Source organism: Pseudomonas aylmerensis (assembly GCF_001702265.1).
Taxonomy (GTDB): Bacteria; Pseudomonadota; Gammaproteobacteria; order Pseudomonadales; family Pseudomonadaceae; genus Aquipseudomonas; species Aquipseudomonas aylmerensis.
Map to the genome: position 1 here is coordinate 419,534 of NZ_MAUE01000045.1, position 15,930 is coordinate 435,463.

The following is a 15,930-nucleotide window of genomic DNA, read 5'->3' on the forward strand; positions in this document are numbered from 1 at the left end:
TGTTATGCATACAGGTATGGAATCACCGGGACTGCCTGGGCAGCAGTCCGGTTAGACGCGTTGAGCAGTACGATTGTGGCGTTTGTTGCATCGAGAATGGAAGAATCGGCTTGGTTACTGGAAGTGATGCCCGTGCTGCGCGCGAAATTGCGAAGGCGTGAGGCCTTTTAGCGCTTTGAACTGGCGATTGAACAACGCCTGGGAGACATAGCCGACCTGCTCGGCGATGGCACTGACCGCCAGGTTGCCCTGCATCAGCAGTGCACAGGCATGTCCGATGCGCAGGCGCACGATGTAGTCCAACGCCGTGCAGCGTGTGTGTTTGCGAAACATGCGATGGAGGGCCGACACGCTGACGCATGCCATCTGCGCCAATTGCGGAATGCCCACGGGCTGGGCGTAGTGGGCATGCAGATAATCCAGCACGCGACGTATGCGCGGGTCTTCGATTACCTGAGGCGCGGCGTTTTCCACCGCAATACGCTGCGCGGCGACGTCTCGCGACAACAGGTTGAGCACGGTCAGCAAAGAGATCAGCCGCTGCGATGCATCCTGCTCGACCATGGCTTCGATCACCGGGCGCAGGACCCTTGAGGTGCTGTCACTGAAACTCAGCGCCTGCTGGGCTGCGGCCAGCAACGCGCGGGTCGGGGCCATTTCGGGAAACAGGCGCACCAGCGATTCCGCCCAGGCTTCGGAAAACCAGATGACCAGGGCGACGTGCGGTTGGGTCGGGTCAATGCGTTCGGCGGACGACCAGCTGTGTGGCACGTTCGGACCCACCAGAACCAGGTCGCCGTCGTCGTAGAGCGCCACATCGTTGCTGATATAGCGATGCCCGCGGCTATTGAGGGTGAGGGTCAGTTCGTATTCGGGATGGTGATGCCACTCAAACGGGATCGCCTCCGGCAACCTGCGGTTCAGCAGGGTCCAGGAGGTATTGGCCTCGGTGGGGATCTTCTCGAAACTGGCTCGCATGAATGCATCCTGCCGTACAGGGAAGGCGGCGACGCCACAATCGTAGCATTCGATTCAAGCGAGGGGGGAGGGGGCCTCGCCGCAAGAACGATTTCTTGCGGCAAATAAGATCACGCGCAGATCACACTAACTAAGTTGTTATCCGTTCGAACAACCATTGCCCATTACATGGTAGTTAAGAATATGACGCTGACCTTGTGAGTCTTCATATTCCATCTTGACCGGCACAACTTCGCAAACTTCCGGGATTGTGCTCATGGACAATACTTTGGCCACATCCAGCTTGGTGCTATAGGTGTAGTCTTCGACAATCGGGGCGTTCTGGCCGGCCAGCTCGGTCGGGGCCTCATCGGCCAGGGCGGCGGTGGCGCACAAGCTGCTGAGGGCCATAACTACGAGAGCTTTCATTTGTACAATTACCTTCTTTAGGTCGAATGGGGTCACGGGGCCCTTGTGAGGCCACGTGTGTAACTTAAGAGTTGGGAAGTTCGGATTAACGTTGCCTTCGTGGGGGCTGTTACGGTGTTAATCACAGTGCCGTGTTGGCGGAGTTGATTTTAGGCCTGCGCGTTATATTCATATACCCGTACTTTTGATAAACACTATTGGCGGTTTTTGTAACAATCGTGTGGTAAAGGTTTTTTCATACAGCTGCAAAGCCCCGCAGGCCACGGGCCAGAGCGGCAAACGGGGATAGCAGGGCAATTTGTAGGGGCTTGTTACTACCATCGTCGAATGGTTCTATGGGGCAGCCCCGGCTACAACAGGGGCCATACAACAACAACTATGTCACCGAGGTAAGAAAGATGAGTGCGGCTTCCCTGTACCCCGTTCGCCCCGAAGTAGCAGCCAACACGCTGACCGACGAGGCGACCTACAAGGCCATGTACCAGCAGTCGGTGGTCAACCCCGATGGCTTCTGGCGCGAGCAAGCCAAGCGCCTCGACTGGATCAAGCCTTTCACCACGGTGAAGCAGACCTCGTTCGACGATCACCATGTCGACATCAAGTGGTTCGCCGATGGCACCCTGAACGTTTCCTACAACTGCCTGGACCGTCACCTCGCCGAGCGCGGTGACCAGGCGGCGATCATCTGGGAGGGCGATGACCCTGCCGAGAGCCGCACCATCACCTACCGCGAGCTGCATGAAGAAGTCTGCAAGTTCGCCAACGCCCTGCGTGGCCAGGACGTACACCGCGGCGACGTGGTGACTATCTATATGCCGATGATCCCCGAAGCCGTGGTCGCCATGCTGGCGTGTACCCGCATCGGTGCGATTCACTCGGTGGTGTTTGGCGGTTTTTCCCCGGAAGCCCTGGCCGGTCGCATCATCGACTGTAAGTCGAAGGTAGTGATCACCGCCGACGAAGGCATCCGTGCCGGTAAGAAAATTCCGTTGAAGGCCAACGTCGACGACGCCCTGACCAACCCGGAAACCAGCAGCATCCAGAAAGTCATTGTGTGCAAGCGCACCAATGGCAACATCAAGTGGAACCAGCATCGCGACATCTGGTACGAAGACCTGATGAAAGTGGCGGGCACCGTGTGTGCGCCAAAAGAGATGGGCGCCGAAGAGGCGCTGTTTATCCTCTACACCTCCGGTTCCACCGGCAAGCCCAAGGGCGTGCAGCACACCACCGGCGGCTACCTGTTGTACGCGGCCCTGACCCATGAGCGCGTGTTCGATTACCGCCCGGGTGAAATCTACTGGTGCACCGCCGACGTCGGCTGGGTCACCGGCCACACCTATATCGTCTATGGCCCGCTGGCTAACGGCGCCACCACCTTGCTGTTCGAAGGCGTGCCGAACTACCCGGACATCACGCGGGTGGCGAAGATCGTCGACAAGCACAAGGTCAATATCCTCTACACCGCACCGACCGCGATCCGCGCGATGATGGCCTCGGGCACCGCCGCCTGCGAAGGTGCCGATGGCAGCAGCCTGCGCCTGCTCGGTTCGGTGGGCGAGCCGATCAACCCGGAAGCCTGGGATTGGTACTACAAGAACGTCGGCCAATCGCGTTGCCCGATTGTCGACACCTGGTGGCAGACCGAAACCGGCGGCAACATGATGAGCCCGCTGCCGGGCGCCCATGCGCTCAAGCCGGGTTCGGCGGCACGCCCGTTCTTTGGCGTGGTGCCGGCGCTGGTGGATAACCTCGGCAACCTGATCGAGGGGGCTGCCGAAGGCAACCTGGTGATCCTTGATTCGTGGCCGGGCCAGGCGCGCACGCTGTACGGCGACCATGACCGTTTCGTCGACACCTACTTCAAGACCTTCCGTGGCATGTACTTCACCGGTGACGGTGCGCGTCGTGACGAGGACGGCTACTACTGGATCACCGGTCGCGTGGACGACGTGCTGAACGTGTCCGGCCACCGCATGGGCACCGCCGAGATTGAAAGCGCCATGGTCGCCCACCCGAAAGTCGCCGAAGCGGCGGTGGTCGGTGTACCGCATGACATCAAGGGCCAGGGCATCTATGTCTACGTGACGCTGAAGAACGGCGAGGAGCCGAACGAAGCGCTGCGCCTGGAACTGAAAAACTGGGTGCGCAAGGAGATCGGGCCGATCGCTTCGCCGGACGTGATCCAGTGGGCGCCAGGCTTGCCGAAGACGCGTTCGGGCAAGATCATGCGGCGTATCCTGCGCAAGATTGCCACGGCTGAGTATGACGGGCTGGGGGATATCTCCACCCTGGCGGACCCGGGTGTGGTGGCGCATTTGATCGAGACGCACAAGACCATGAACGTCGCGTAAGGCGGGGTAGGTGGGACAGGGCCCCATTTGGCGTGAGCTGGATGGGGCTTTTTTGTTGACTGGCTATTACTGGCGAAACCAGCTCCCACATTTGGAATGTATTTCATGCCGGGAGTGCTGATCGTTCCCACGCTCCGCGTGGGAATGCCGCCCTGGACGCTCCGCGTCTGCTCTTGAGGCGTGACGCAGAGCGTCACAGGGTGTATTCCCACGCAGAGCGTGGGAACGATCTATGCGCAGGCCAATAAATATCGACTTCGTGCGTAGGACGTTTCTGAATGTTACCGAGAGCCCTAAATGTGTAACCCATCGCCCAAACCTGAGGCAAAGTGCTACAACATTGCCCCGAAAAAGCGCGTTTTAGACACCCCAAGAAATAAGATTAAACGCCAGACTTGCCGTGCTAGAAGGGTTTGCGAATAATAGGCCCGCAATTTGCAGCATCAACAGGTTTAATATCTTTTGTCTCTGCATAAAATTCAGAGGCTGTCAATGTGCTGGAACGGCTTTCTCGGTGCTTCTGTAAATTGTTGTCGCATTGAGGAAATATCGGCTTCCGGCCTGTCGTTAGAATGCCGATCACTCGCTCGTCGTCGCAGGTCGTTACCTGCGTAGGACGCAGCACCGCAATTCGGTTTCCCTTAAGTCGCATCGTGGGCCATGGCTCATACTGCTGTTTTGCCCTATACCGATGGAGTCCCAAGATGAAGAAACTCGTGCTGTTGGGCGCCCTGGCGCTGTCCGTGCTGTCCATGCAGGCTTTCGCTGAAGGCAAGCCACTGAAGATTGGTATCGAAGCGGCTTACCCTCCGTTTGCCTCCAAAGCTCCCGATGGCAGCATCGTCGGTTTTGACTACGACATCGGCAACGCCCTGTGCAAGCAGATGGACGTCAAGTGCACGTGGGTCGAGCAGGAGTTCGATGGCCTGATCCCGGCGCTCAAAGTGCGCAAGATCGACGCGATCCTTTCGTCGATGTCCATCACTGAAGACCGCAAGAAGTCCGTGGACTTCACCAACCGCTACTACCTGAGCCCAGCGCAGCTGGTGATGAAGGAAGGCACCAAGGTCAGCGACAGCCTGGATGAATTGAAAGGCAAGAAAATCGGCGTGCAGCGCGGTTCGATCCACGATCGCTTCGCCAAGGAAGTCCTGGCCCCTAAAGGCGCCACGGTTGTGCCTTACAGCTCGCAGAACGAAATCTACCTGGACGTGGAAGCCGGTCGCCTCGATGGCACCGTGGCTGACGCTACCCTGCTGCAGGACGGTTTCCTGAAGACTCCAGCCGGCAAAGGCTACGCGTTCGTCGGCCCACAGTTCACCGACGCCAAATACTTCGGCGACGGCATCGGCATTGCCGTCCGTAAAGGCGACAAGGAAAACCTGGACCGCATCAACGCTGCCATTGCCGCGATCCGTGCCAACGGCGAATACAAGAAAATCCAGGACAAGTATTTCGACTTCGATATTTACGGCGCTGACCCTAAGTAACTCGTCGCAGCTGTCTGTCCAGAATGGCGCAAGCAACAGAATTCCTGAGGTTTGCGCCATTTTTTCATCCCCCTTTTCGAGGACCTGAATCATGTTGAAAGGCTACGGGGCCGTCATCCTCGATGGCGCATGGTTGACGCTTCAGCTCGCCTTGTCGTCCATGGCCTTGGCCATTGTTCTGGGTCTGATCGGGGTCGCGTTACGCCTGTCGCCGGTGCGCTGGTTGGCCTGGCTGGGTGACTTGTACTCCACGGTGATCCGCGGGATCCCCGACCTGGTGCTGATCCTGCTGATTTTCTACGGCGGCCAGGACCTGCTGAACCGCGTCGCGCCGATGCTCGGCTATGACGACTATATCGACTTGAACCCCTTGGCCGCCGGTATCGGCACCCTGGGTTTCATCTTTGGCGCCTACCTCTCGGAGACATTCCGGGGCGCCTTCATGGCCATTCCCAAGGGCCAGGCCGAGGCCGGCCTTGCGTATGGCATGAGCAGTTTCCAAGTGTTTTTCCGGGTGATGGTGCCGCAGATGATTCGGCTGGCGATCCCCGGGTTCACCAACAACTGGCTGGTACTGACCAAGGCCACCGCGCTGATTTCGGTGGTGGGCCTGCAAGACATGATGTTCAAGGCCAAGCAGGCGGCAGATGCCACCCGCGAGCCTTTTACCTTCTTCCTCGCAGTGGCGGCGATGTACCTGGTGATCACCAGCGTCTCGTTGCTGGCCTTGCGTTATCTTGAGAAGCGCTACTCGGTAGGCGTAAGGGCGGCTGATCTATGATCTTCGACTACAACGTCATCTGGGATGCCATGCCGCTGTACCTCGGCGGCTTGGTGACCACCTTGAAACTGCTGGCCTTTTCGCTGTTCTTCGGCCTGCTTGCCGCCTTGCCCCTGGGCTTGATGCGCGTGTCCAAGCAGCCGATCGTCAATGGCGCAGCCTGGCTCTACACCTACGTGATCCGTGGCACGCCGATGCTGGTGCAGCTGTTCCTGATCTACTACGGCCTGGCCCAGTTCGATGCGGTGCGCGAGAGCTTCCTGTGGCCGCTGCTGTCCAGCGCCACGTTCTGTGCGTGCCTGGCCTTTGCGATCAACACCAGTGCCTACACCGCTGAAATCATTGCCGGCAGCCTCAAGGCCACCCCCAATGGCGAGATCGAAGCGGCCAAGGCCATGGGCATGTCGCGCTACAAGCTGTATCGCCGCATCCTGCTGCCGTCGGCCCTGCGCCGCGCGCTGCCGCAGTACAGCAACGAAGTGATCATGATGCTGCAGACCACCAGCCTGGCGTCCATTGTCACCCTGATCGACATCACCGGTGCCGCACGCACGGTGAACGCCCAGTTCTACCTGCCGTTCGAAGCCTATATCACCGCCGGCGCGTTCTACCTGTGCCTGACCTTCATCCTGGTGCGCCTGTTCAAGTTGGCCGAGCGCCGCTGGCTGAGCTACCTGGCTCCACGGAAGCACTGATATGGAACGTATTGATCACCGGCTGCCCTGGGGTCACCTGGGGTGCGAGCGGCAGTTGAGCGTGTTCCGATTCGGCAAAGGCGAGCGCAAGGCCTATATCCAGGCCAGCCTGCACGCCGACGAATTGCCCGGCATGCGCGCCGCCTGGGAGCTGAAGAAACGTCTCACCGAGCTGGAACAGCAAGGCGCGCTCAATGGCGTGATCGAGCTGGTGCCGGTGGCCAACCCGATGGGCCTGGGCCAACTGCTGCAAGGCAGTCACCAGGGGCGATTCGAAATCGGCAGCGGCAAGAACTTCAACCGCGATTTCGTCGAGTTGAGCGCGCCGGTGGCCGAGTTGCTCCAGGGCAAGTTGGGTGATGACCCTCACGCCAACGTGCGCATGATCCGCCAGGCGATGACCGATACGCTGAACGCACTGCCGGCGCCGAGCAGCCAGTTGCAAGGCATGCAGCGCCTGTTGCTGAGCCATGCCTGCACTGCCGACATCGTCCTCGATCTGCATTGCGATGCCGAGGCCGCGTTGCATATGTACGCGCTGCCCCAGCACTGGCCGCAGTGGCGCTCATTGTCGGCGCACTTGAATGTGAAAGTCGGCCTGCTGGCGGAAGACTCCGGCGGCAGCTCGTTCGATGAAGCCTGTTCATTGCCATGGTTGCGCTTGTCCCAGGCGTTCCCCGAGGCCCAGGTGCCGCTGGCATGCCTGGCGACCACCCTGGAACTGGGCGGCCAGGCCGACACCGGCCGCGACGAGGCGATCTTCCACGCCGAAGGCATCCTCGCGTTTCTGGCCGAGCAGGGCCTGATCAAGGGCGAATGGCCGGCGCCGCAGTACGAGCCGTGTGAAGGCCTGCCTTTTGAAGGCACCGAATTGCTCTTCGCGCCCCACGCCGGGGTGATCAGTTACCTGCGTAAGGCCGGTGACTGGGTCGAGAAGGGCGAACCGATTTTTGAAGTGATTGACCCCCTGGAAGACCGCGTCAGCACGCTTTGCGCGGGCACCTCGGGGGTGCTGTTTGCCGTTGAACGGCTACGTTATGCCCAAGCGGGTTTCTGGCTGGCCAAGGTGGCGGGGCGCGAAGCGCTGCGTCACGGGCGCTTGCTCAACGACTGACCACCTGTTTTTGTGAGAACCGACCGCATGTACAAACTTGAAGTCCAAGACCTGCATAAACGCTATGGCAGTCATGAAGTGCTCAAAGGTGTGTCCCTGGCCGCCGCGGCCGGTGATGTGATCAGCATCATCGGCTCCAGTGGTTCGGGCAAAAGTACCTTCTTGCGCTGCATCAACCTGCTCGAGCAACCCCACGCCGGCAAGATTCTGCTCAACAACGAAGAGCTGAAACTGGTGGCCAACAAGGACGGCGCCATGAAGGCCGCCGACCCTAAACAGCTGCAGCGCATGCGCTCGCGCCTGTCGATGGTGTTCCAGCATTTCAACCTGTGGTCGCACATGACCGCGATTGAAAACGTGATGGAAGCGCCGGTGCATGTGCTGGGCGTGTCGAAGAAAGAAGCGCGTGAAAAGGCCGAGCACTACCTGGCCAAGGTCGGCGTGGGCCATCGCAAGGATGCGTTCCCCGGCCATATGTCCGGTGGCGAGCAGCAGCGCGTGGCGATTGCCCGTGCCCTGGCGATGGAGCCTGAGGTGATGCTGTTCGACGAGCCGACCTCGGCGCTGGACCCGGAGCTGGTCGGCGAAGTGCTCAAGGTCATGCAGGACCTGGCCCAGGAAGGCCGCACCATGGTGGTGGTGACCCACGAAATGGGCTTTGCCCGTGAAGTGTCGAACCAGTTGGTGTTCTTGCACAAAGGCATTGTCGAAGAGCGCGGCAACCCGCGCGAAGTGCTGGTGAACCCGCAATCGGAACGGTTGCAGCAGTTCCTCTCCGGTAGCTTGAAATAGTCAAGACTGCTTTTGTGCACCGGTTTAGTGCATGCTTCGCAGTCTTAAGTGAGTCCCCATCTAGTGTGGGAGCGGGCTTGCTCGCGAAAGCGGTGGGTCAGTGAGTAGATGTGTATCTGACCCACCGCATTCGCGAGCAAGCCCGCTCCCACATTTAGATCTTCACCCGCTTTTGAGATTTGTGTTGGTTTCCGGGCTAGCATTGGCCCTTGTCTTCATTACTGTTACTCGCTTCGGATAGCCCTCCATGACCGCCCATCGAATTGGTTTCCTGATTTGGCCCAGCACGAAAGCACTGACGCTTGCGCTGGCTGAGGAGGCCTTGCGCGTTGCTCAGCGGGTGCATCCGGATGTGGTGTATGAGCTGTCGTTCCTGCTCGCCGAGCCTGCGACCGATGGCGCCTGGCAGCTGCCGGGCGAGCCGTGGGCGGGCAAGCTCGAAGGCTTCCAGAAGCTGTTCCTGCTGGCGGACGAACCGCCGACCGTGATCGCCTCCCAACTGAGCACCGCGCTCAAGCAACTGGTGCGCGCCGGGTGTGTGATCGGTGGCCTGTCGGCGGGTGTCTACCCGTTGGCCCAGCTCGGCCTGCTCGACGGCTACCGCGCCGCCGTGCACTGGCGCTGGCAGGATGATTTTGCCGAGCGCTTCCCCAAGGTCATCGCTACCAGCCACCTGTTCGACTGGGACCGTGATCGCCTGACCGCCTGCGGTGGCATGTCGGTGCTCGACCTGCTGCTGGCGGTACTGGCCCGTGACCACGGCGCCGAACTGGCCGGTGCAGTCTCCGAGGAACTGGTGGTGGAGCGCATCCGCGAAGGCGGCGAGCGCCAGCGTATTCCTTTGCAAAACCGCCTGGGTTCCAGCCATCCGAAGCTGACCCAGGCGGTGTTGCTGATGGAGGCCAACATCGAAGAGCCGTTGACCACCGACGAAATCGCCCAGCACGTGTGCGTGTCGCGGCGACAGCTCGAAAGGATCTTCAAGCAATACCTCAACCGCGTTCCCAGCCAGTACTACCTCGAGTTGCGCCTGAACAAGGCGCGCCAGATGCTCATGCAAACCAGCAAGTCGATCATCCAGATCGGCCTGTCCTGCGGCTTCTCCTCGGGGCCGCACTTCTCCAGCGCCTACCGCAACTTCTTTGGCGCCACCCCGCGCGAAGACCGCAACCAGCGGCGCAGCAGCAGCCCGTTCGAGCTGTCGTCGGTACCGTCCGAACGCGGCTGAGGGTTACTCCTCCATGTCTACCGGTGTGTCAGGTGGCGCCAGCGGGAACCCCTGTTCGTCCTCCATGGCTTCTTCCACGCCCAGTTCGTAGCCCGTCTGTTGATAATAGCGGCGCAACAACGCAAGGCTCTGCGCCGACAGCGGGTTGTCACTCAGGTCGGAGTCGTCGTTGAGTGGCAGGGGCATTTCCAGCAAATCACTGGGCAGGTGCTGGATCAGGTTGCTGCTCAGGTCGAGCGCTTGCAGGCGCCCCAGCCCGAAAACGCTCTCGGGCACTTCACTCAGCCCGCAGTTATGCAGGTACAGCGCCTTCAAGCGCGACAGGTTGCGCACATCCGGCGTCATGCCGAGCATGTTATCGCTCATGTCCAGATGCTCGAGTCCCCCCATGCCCGCCAGTAGCGCCTTGCTGCGAGGGGTCAGTTGTATGCGGTTGTCGGAGAGCGAGAGTTGGCGCAGGTGCTGCAGGCTGAAGATGGGCTCGGGAATATCCCCCAGGGCATAACGCTCGACGGTCAGGTGCGTGAGGTTGGGCAGGCACCTCAGCAGCTCGTCAATGCTCTGGTTGGACCGCTCGCCGATCAGCTCCAGCAGTGTAACGTGAGGAAGCTGCGCATTCAGTTGCGGCAGATCCCCCAGCAGCTGGGCATGAAAGACCAGCTTGTAGCTGTGTCGAGGCGGGAGTTCGCCGCCTTCGTCCAGCTCGGTTTCCCGGCGCCAGCAACGTTCCAGCAGGTCCTTGAAGTGGGCGCGTCGCAACTGCTCCTCGGCGCGGGTGCCCATGTCCAGCACGGTATCCAGAATCGGGTCACGCTCGGGGACATTGAGCACCCATTCCTGAAGCCGGGTGCTCATCTGGTGGTATTCGGCCTTCAGTCGTGCCATGGCCGGTAGCGCCGCGTCGATATCGCCTGGCAGTTGAAAGAAGATGCGCCCCAGCTCGGTATCCGTGAGGCTGGGGTAAAGCGTCTTGAGCTGACGCAATACGGTGTAGGGCGGGCTGATTTTCCAGGCGTTATCGGTGCCCTGGAAGTGGATTTTGACCTGTTGCAGGGTTTGGGCTGACAACGGGTTGTTGGACAGGTCGAAGGCGGCCGACAGGTCGGCGCGCAACGTGAACAGCTGTGCCGGCACTTGGGTGATCTGGTTGTGGCTCAAGTCGATAGCCGTCCTCGGCGTGGCGGGCGATAGCAGGCTCGCCGGGATGTGGGTCAGCCCCGTGTTGCTCAAGGATACCTGGCCGAGCCTGTTCAAGCGGCGCACATCCGGCACCTCGCCGAGTGGGTTGTGGCTCAAGTCGAGGGATTCCAGCTGGCTCATCGCAGCCAGTGCATTGGCGGTGGTGGGTGACAGCCGTAGGCCGTTGCGGCGCAGGCGCAGGTACGTGAGCTGGCGCAGTGACGCGATGCCGAGGGGAAACTCTGCCAGCGCATATCGATCGAGGGTCAGGCGTTTCAGGCCTGGAAATGCCTGCAGGAATGACCCCGGTTGCAGGGGCGCGCCACTGCCCTCCAGCACCAGCGCCGTCACATGTGGAAGTGTGATGCGCAGCGTTGCAAGTGTGCCGCTGACGGGCATGGCGAGGGTCAATGCATAACCGGGGGCAATCCCGTGATGCTGGGGATCCAGCGGCACTTCCCGACGCCACCCCGCTTCAATGGCCTCGATGAAGCGCGCGCGGTTGATGCGTTCTGCATGACTGGCCAGGGGGTCGTTTGCCCAGGGCGTCATATCGGTGCGAATGGCCTGGTATTCGATTTGGAAGCGCATCAAGGCGAGCCTGCCGGCCTCCAGGTCACCTGGCAGGGCAAACACGAAATGATTGATTTCGTCGTTGCTGAAGCTTGGGTAGAGCTGTTTAGCCAGCGCGAGGTCGGCCAGGGGCGCGTCGATTTCCCAGCGTTTGCCAGTGCGATGGTAATAGGCTTTGACGCGCTCCATCGATGCCTGTGTCAGCGGATTCGCAGACAGGTCGAATTTATCGCTGCTGGCGGCCGGCAGGTTGAACAGCGCGTCTGGCAGTTCGCGGAGCTGATTCTGCGAGAGCAGGGCCAGCTCCAGGCTCGGACGGTTGAGGAGGCCGCGCGGCAGTGCGCTGATGCCGGTCCTGCTCAGGTCCAGGTAGCGCAGATCCGGCATGCGCTCGACGCTGGGGACCTGATTCAAGGGGTTTTTGTACAGGTCCAGCGTAACCAGGCGGTTCATGGCGCTAAGTGCCGTCTGCTGTTCGGCGGTCAGGGTCAGCTGGCAGTCGCTGAGGATCAGCTCGTTCAAGTGGGGCATCGAAAACACGGGGGCGGGAAGCTGCTCCAGCCCGACGTGGCGGATCGTCAAGTGACGCAGCCTGGGGAACAAACGCAGAAAACCTTCGACCTGCTGCGTGGTGTGGTTGCCTTGCAACTCCAGCAGAGAAACATGGCTGAAGCGCGCGCGCAGTTGCGGCAGCGGGCCCTGCAGCGGGACCGGCAGGCTGAGCCGATGGCCATTGCGCGCGGGCGTTTCGAAGTGATCGTCGATCTCGGTTTCGCGGCGCCAGGCCCGCTGGATTTCGTGGGCCCACAGACGGCGATCACGTCGTGCGTAGTCGTACTCCTCGGCACTCAGCGGGGCGCCTGTCTGTGGGTGCAGACGAGGTGTACTTCCTACCCAGCGCGCCAGGTCGTGGGTCATCCTCAGGTATTCGGTTTGCAGCGAAAGCAGGGTGGCCAACGCGCCACCGGGTTGGCTTTCGAGGCTTTGCACCAGCTCGCGGATCTGCGCGGTGGACAGCGCCGGCAGCAGGTCATGGGCAAGCTCTTCAGCGGACACCACGCGGTTTTCGTCCAGCCCCAGAGGGGCGACCGCGCGGTAACCCGCATCGCCGCCACGCAGGCGCATGAACTTTGGGTCGTATTCAGGTTTTTGCGCGGGGTCGGTGTCGAGTAGTCGACGCAGGGCGTCGCGCCCCAATGCATGTTCGGCGAGTGTCTGTTTGAGCCGCTCGCCTTGGCCGATATGGAGGTTCAGTGCAGTGCGCCGGCTGTCTGGCAGGGCCTGGAGAATCGCGGTGTAAACGTCGCTTTGGCCAAACAGTTCGGTCTGGTCCGCATACGGGATGTATTGGCCGTCCGCCGTGACGACCAAGGTCCGGCTGATTTGCGCGTCAGGCGGGCCGATGGCGTCCAGCAAGGCGCCATCGATCCGGTATTGGCGGACTTCAAGGCGCGTGCCCGGCTGCCATCCCGGTAGATTTTCCAGTGAGTGCAGGGCCAGCGTGGCGGTGTCCGGGCTTTCGACGGTCTCCAGGTACAAACCTTCATACGCGCGGGTGGTCCTGACTTCCTGTTGGCCCCAATGCGCCAGGTCGCGCAGGCGCTTGGGGAGTGTTCCGGCATCGATTGCCCGCAGTTCCTCGCCACTGGCACTGGCAAGGATTTCTTCGCCGACGCTGGTAGGCAGCCCGGCCTCGGGCGCCGCGTCGAGGATCTTTTGCACGCGGGCATGGCGGGCGCGGTCTTCACCGCGATAGCGCGAATCGAACAGCGAGAAGCGCTTTTCGTAAGCCAGGCGCGCGAGCTTTTTGCGTAACACCTTTGCCCGGGTTTGCGCCGAGGCGGGCGGTGTGCCGAAAGGCTCTTCCAGCAGGGTCTTGCGCTCCTGTTCATCCAGGCTTTCCAGAAGGATCTGCAGCAGGTCGCCGTTTTTCATCTGGGCCTGATGGACTTGCACCACGCTGGCCCCGTCGGCCCTGGCGAATTCCCAAAGTGTGTGGCCCTGGGCGTCGAGGAAACGCAGGGTTTTGGTCTGCGGCCATAACCCATAGCTGACCAGCAGTTGCAGCTGGGTTTGCGCGTCGGCCTGGTGAGAAATGGCCGGGTCGTCGCTGTTCATCTGCGTAATGAAATCCTGCAGGTCCTGGTCGATCCTGAAACGCTTGAGGGTGTCGGCCAGCAGCGGTGGCGCCGGCTGCTGGTTGAGGTGCAGGTGGCGCAAGCCGTTGTCGTGGGTGTCGCTGACCCGGCGCGCCTGTTGCAGGCGGCTGTCGCTGAGGCCTTCGGTCCGGTAGCCGAGGCGGCGCATCAGGGTGGGGCTGTCCCAGCTCAATGGGCGTTCAAGCTCCGTTACCCAGGCGCCTTCGCCGTTGGTCATGACCTGTGGGCGGTAGGCGCTGGCGCGCTCGGGGTGCTTGAGGGTGTAGCGGGCAGATTCGGCCTCATGGTGCACTGCATAGTGCTCCTCGCCCAGGCGCAGGATCGATTCGCCGTGGTGCTGATACAGCCCCTGCTCATCGGGCCGCGCGCCCTTGGGCAGTTTTATTGCCCTGCGATAGGGGGCAAGATCCGGCTGCCACAGGCGCGTTGAGCCATCGGGCCGTGTCACGGGTTTCAGGCGCTCGAAAAATCTGCTCAGTTCGGCAGGTAGCGCGGCGCGCAGCAGGTCCTGGGCAATGGGTATGCCGATGGCAAACATCCCCAGTTGCACCAGTTGCTCAACCAGCGCCAAGGTATGCCCCAGGGCTTCGCGCTGCAGGCCTTCGACCCAGTCGAAGGCACCTTCGAAGGCATCGTCCAGCACCTGGTAGGCGGTGTAGCCGAGCATCAGCGCGCCCAGTGGCGGCACGAACGGCACGGCGATAAAGGCGATGATCTGCAACAGCGTGCTGCCGACTTTTTCAATCAAGGCCCAGCGTTCCCAGCGGGCTTTGCGGTCGGTGCTGGCAGTGGAGATGGCGCGGCTGCGGGCGTCATCGAGCAGTTTGCTGAGTTTCATCTGGTAGAGGTGTTCAAACAGGTCGCGCTCGATCTTTGCCGCGCGAAATTGCAGGTTGGGTCCGGCTACCGGGGTCTGGCGCCAGCTGGGCAGCGGGTCGCCGGGGATATGGGCATGCCAGGTCACCTGGGTGAGGCGCTGATTGAGGTCGGCGAAAAACAGGCTCAGGTCTGCGGCGCCGATAAAACGACTGAAGAAGCGCTGGTAGTCGGGCGTGCGCAGCTTTTCGCAGAGGGCGAGCATCAAGGCGCGGGTGCTGGGGTACTGCTTGATCGGGTGTTCAGGGTCGTCGGGGATCCAGGCGATGACTGGCACCACCTGCGGGCTGGCGTCCAGGTCTTCGGCAAACAGCACGATGCCGGTGAGGCGCGTCGACATGATCATCAACTCGTAACACAGCAGGGGCTTGCAGCCGTTGGCACTGCTCGGCTGGCCCTGCAGCAGGCCCATGAGTGTGTCGTGGCTGGCCTGGGGCAGGTCTTGTTTAAGCACGGCCATGTACAGCGCCAGTTCGAGGCTCGCCAGGTGGCTGCGCTTGATCGTGTGCTGCAGGCTGGCCTGGGCTACCGGGTTGTCCAGCCCGAGGTAGTCGCTGAGATAGCGCTGGTAGCGCTCGCCGATGTCCAATGTCCTGCAGAGGGTGGTGAACTGCGCAATCGAGAGCTTCGCGCCGATGGCCGGCAGTGGCTGGAACTGCCCGCCAGCGCCAGGACGCGTGGTGAAGCCGGAGTTGGCGTCATAGCCGTCGACCGCGGTTTCGGACTCTTCGAAGTTATGCAGGGCGGCATCCAGCAGCGACACGCTCCAGGTGCGCGCGGCCCCGGGTTTGAGCGTAAACCCGGCGAGCGTCAGGGGAATGTAGAGCTGCAGGTAGGTGTTGCGCACGTCTGGATCGAGGCCGTACTGATCCTTGAGTGCCGTTTGCAGGATTTCGGCGGCAAAAACCTCGGGGCTTTTGAGGCGCTCCATGGCCTGGTCCACACGGTTTTGTGCGCTCCAGGCCTGGCTGTTGAGGCGTTTAAGTGCCTGGTGCTGTTGCTCACTGGCATTTTTTAAGCCGGCGGCGAGGATCAACGCCGGCTGGGCCAGGGCATTGCGTTTAAGGGCCGAGGCGGCGCCCAGCCAGTCGGGCAGGGCATGTTTGAGGATTTCGTAATGCGGTACGGTGCTGCTGGGCTGTTCGGCCATGGGTCGTTCCTTGACGATCGCTGGGAGGTTGCAGCAAAACAGCTGGCAGGGTGGGCAGGGTGGTAGACAGTTAGCGCCGCAGGGATTTGCACGCATCCACCGATCAGCCTGCCCACGGAGGGCGTGCACGGTTTAAACTGCGCCATTGCGACG

The 15,930-nt window shown here is 61.3% G+C and carries 10 protein-coding genes; 7 read left to right on the forward strand and 3 right to left on the reverse strand.

The window, feature by feature from the left end; translation table 11 throughout:
- Window positions 1–114: 114 nt before the first annotated feature.
- Window positions 115–978, reverse strand: coding sequence for a helix-turn-helix domain-containing protein (locus BBG20_RS27725; RefSeq protein ID WP_065909199.1), 864 nt, complete (start codon window positions 976–978; stop codon window positions 115–117).
- Between the two features lie 138 nt (window positions 979–1,116).
- Window positions 1,117–1,386, reverse strand: a complete 270-nt coding sequence (locus tag BBG20_RS27730; RefSeq protein WP_027607759.1) for a DUF2790 domain-containing protein — start codon at window positions 1,384–1,386, stop codon at window positions 1,117–1,119.
- A 398-nt stretch (window positions 1,387–1,784) separates the two neighbouring features.
- Here BBG20_RS27730 and acs point away from each other — a divergent pair, with 398 nt between their 5' ends.
- From acs to argR, 7 genes are all read left to right on the forward strand, one after another.
- A complete protein-coding gene (acs, locus tag BBG20_RS27735; RefSeq protein WP_065909200.1) occupies window positions 1,785–3,740 on the forward strand; it encodes an acetate--CoA ligase in 1,956 nt (651 codons plus the stop codon).
- Window positions 3,741–4,444: 704 nt separating this feature from the next.
- Window positions 4,445–5,230: an ABC transporter substrate-binding protein gene (locus BBG20_RS27740; RefSeq protein WP_065909201.1), complete on the forward strand. Its 786-nt coding sequence runs from the start codon at window positions 4,445–4,447 to the stop codon at window positions 5,228–5,230.
- A 91-nt stretch (window positions 5,231–5,321) separates the two neighbouring features.
- Entirely contained in the window at window positions 5,322–6,011 is a 690-nt protein-coding gene (locus BBG20_RS27745) for an ABC transporter permease (protein ID WP_032886746.1), read from the forward strand.
- Window positions 6,008–6,706, forward strand: a complete 699-nt coding sequence (locus BBG20_RS27750) for an ABC transporter permease (protein ID WP_065909203.1) — start codon at window positions 6,008–6,010, stop codon at window positions 6,704–6,706. The genes BBG20_RS27745 and BBG20_RS27750 overlap by 4 nt, the downstream gene beginning before the upstream one ends.
- A gap of 1 nt (window position 6,707) precedes the next feature.
- Window positions 6,708–7,820 carry a succinylglutamate desuccinylase/aspartoacylase family protein gene (locus BBG20_RS27755; protein WP_065909205.1) on the forward strand — a complete coding sequence of 371 codons (1,113 nt, stop codon included), beginning with the start codon at window positions 6,708–6,710 and terminating at the stop codon, window positions 7,818–7,820.
- Window positions 7,821–7,847: 27 nt separating this feature from the next.
- A complete protein-coding gene (locus BBG20_RS27760; protein ID WP_010208310.1) occupies window positions 7,848–8,612 on the forward strand; it encodes an ABC transporter ATP-binding protein in 765 nt (254 codons plus the stop codon).
- A gap of 247 nt (window positions 8,613–8,859) precedes the next feature.
- A complete protein-coding gene (gene argR, locus BBG20_RS27765; protein ID WP_065909207.1) occupies window positions 8,860–9,840 on the forward strand; it encodes a transcriptional regulator ArgR in 981 nt (326 codons plus the stop codon).
- 3 nt (window positions 9,841–9,843) lie between these two features.
- On the opposite strand, the gene BBG20_RS27770 is transcribed toward argR, so the two are convergent.
- Window positions 9,844–15,777, reverse strand: a complete 5,934-nt coding sequence (locus BBG20_RS27770) for a dermonecrotic toxin domain-containing protein (RefSeq protein ID WP_065909209.1) — start codon at window positions 15,775–15,777, stop codon at window positions 9,844–9,846.
- Window positions 15,778–15,930 lie beyond the last annotated feature (153 nt).

Coding starts and splice junctions, on each gene's coding strand:
- BBG20_RS27755 (WP_065909205.1), top strand. CDS start 6,708: ATGGAACGTATTGATCACCGGCTGCCCTGGGGTCACCTGGGGTGCGAG.
- acs (WP_065909200.1), top strand. CDS start 1,785: ATGAGTGCGGCTTCCCTGTACCCCGTTCGCCCCGAAGTAGCAGCCAAC.
- BBG20_RS27750 (WP_065909203.1), top strand. CDS start 6,008: ATGATCTTCGACTACAACGTCATCTGGGATGCCATGCCGCTGTACCTC.
- BBG20_RS27745 (WP_032886746.1), top strand. CDS start 5,322: ATGTTGAAAGGCTACGGGGCCGTCATCCTCGATGGCGCATGGTTGACG.
- BBG20_RS27770 (WP_065909209.1), bottom strand. CDS start 15,777: ATGGCCGAACAGCCCAGCAGCACCGTACCGCATTACGAAATCCTCAAA.
- argR (WP_065909207.1), top strand. CDS start 8,860: ATGACCGCCCATCGAATTGGTTTCCTGATTTGGCCCAGCACGAAAGCA.
- BBG20_RS27725 (WP_065909199.1), bottom strand. CDS start 978: ATGCGAGCCAGTTTCGAGAAGATCCCCACCGAGGCCAATACCTCCTGG.
- BBG20_RS27730 (WP_027607759.1), bottom strand. CDS start 1,386: ATGAAAGCTCTCGTAGTTATGGCCCTCAGCAGCTTGTGCGCCACCGCC.
- BBG20_RS27740 (WP_065909201.1), top strand. CDS start 4,445: ATGAAGAAACTCGTGCTGTTGGGCGCCCTGGCGCTGTCCGTGCTGTCC.
- BBG20_RS27760 (WP_010208310.1), top strand. CDS start 7,848: ATGTACAAACTTGAAGTCCAAGACCTGCATAAACGCTATGGCAGTCAT.